At 56.5% G+C, this 1,269-nt stretch carries 1 protein-coding gene; it reads left to right on the forward strand.

The window, feature by feature from the left end; all coding sequences use genetic code 11:
• The first annotated feature begins 342 nt into the window (after positions 1–342).
• Entirely contained in the window at positions 343–1,245 is a 903-nt protein-coding gene (gene iolE / locus A3AY_RS0111750; RefSeq protein WP_018325872.1) for a myo-inosose-2 dehydratase, read from the forward strand.
• Positions 1,246–1,269 lie beyond the last annotated feature (24 nt).

Raw genomic sequence — 1,269 nt, forward strand, 5'->3', positions numbered from 1 at the left:
TGTACGAGTGGATGAGCCCGCCGATCTCTCCGTCGGTTATCAGCGCTGGTGTCTCGCCCAGCGTATCGTGAAATCCTGCTGCTTCCACTGGCTCACGCGAAGGATGATCGGAAAGTCCGGGCCAACCGCCCCACGAATGGCGGCGACGACCTCGCTTGCGAACCGTGTCGCGTCAAACTATCGGTGCTTCGGACCTGAAGCGAACCTTTGCATCCTTTGCGTCAGCATAGTGGTTCCTTCTAAAGACTTCATATTGGCCCTAACGGAAGAGCCAATATTGTCTTACGACCGTCTGGAGCGGGGAAAATCCCGACCTGGAAACCGGTATGAAGGAGCCGTCGAATGCCTATCAAGATTGCCATCAACCCAATAACATGGACGAACGACGACGTACCCGACCTCGGTGGCGACACGCCGCTGGAGCAGTGCCTCTCTGAAATGCAACAGGCAGGATATGCCGGCACCGAGCTGGGCGGAAAATACCCGCGTGAGAGTGCTGCGTTGAAGGCCGTACTTGCTGCTCATGAGCTTGANCTCGCTGGCGGCTGGTGGGATGGCCGTGTTTACGAGCGAGATGTTGAGGAAGAGTTCGAGGCCATTCTCGCGCACCTGACGCTGCTTCGGGACGCTGGAGCAAAATACGCTGTCTACGCTGATACTTCGATGGGTCGGCATGACGGCATCTGGCAGCGAATCTCCAAACGGCCGCGACTGAAAGATGAGGAATGGGAAGGGTACGGCCGCAAGGTCACTCAGCTAGCGAACCGCATGGCGGATTTCGGCGTCGGCCTTGCCTATCACCATCATATGGGAACCATTGTCGAAACCGACGAGGAAGTTGACCGGCTGATGTCCGTAACGGAAGCGTCTGTCGGGCTCCTCTTTGACAGTGGCCACAGCGCCTTCAGTGGAGGGGATCCTGTTGCCTTGTGCGCTCGCCATGCAGCCAGGATTGTTCACGTACATTGCAAGGATGTCCGTATGGATATTCTCCGAAAAGCCCGGGAAGGCGATCTCAGCTTCATGGACGCCGTTCTGGAGGGAATCTTCACGGTTCCTGGAGATGGTGGCGTCGATTTCCCAACCATCCTGAATACTCTGGCCGAAAAGAATTATAGCGGCTGGCTCGTCGTGGAAGCCGAGCAAGACCCTAAGAAGGCCAATCCGCTCAAGTACGCAACAATGGGTCACGAAAACTTAGCCCGTATGGCTGCAGCAAGCTTTGGGCACCAACGGCTGATCTAGACAATATCCCGGGAGAAACGTTTG

Origin of the sequence: Rhizobium giardinii bv. giardinii H152 (assembly GCF_000379605.1) — a bacterium.
Lineage (GTDB): Bacteria > Pseudomonadota > Alphaproteobacteria > Rhizobiales > Rhizobiaceae > Pararhizobium > Pararhizobium giardinii.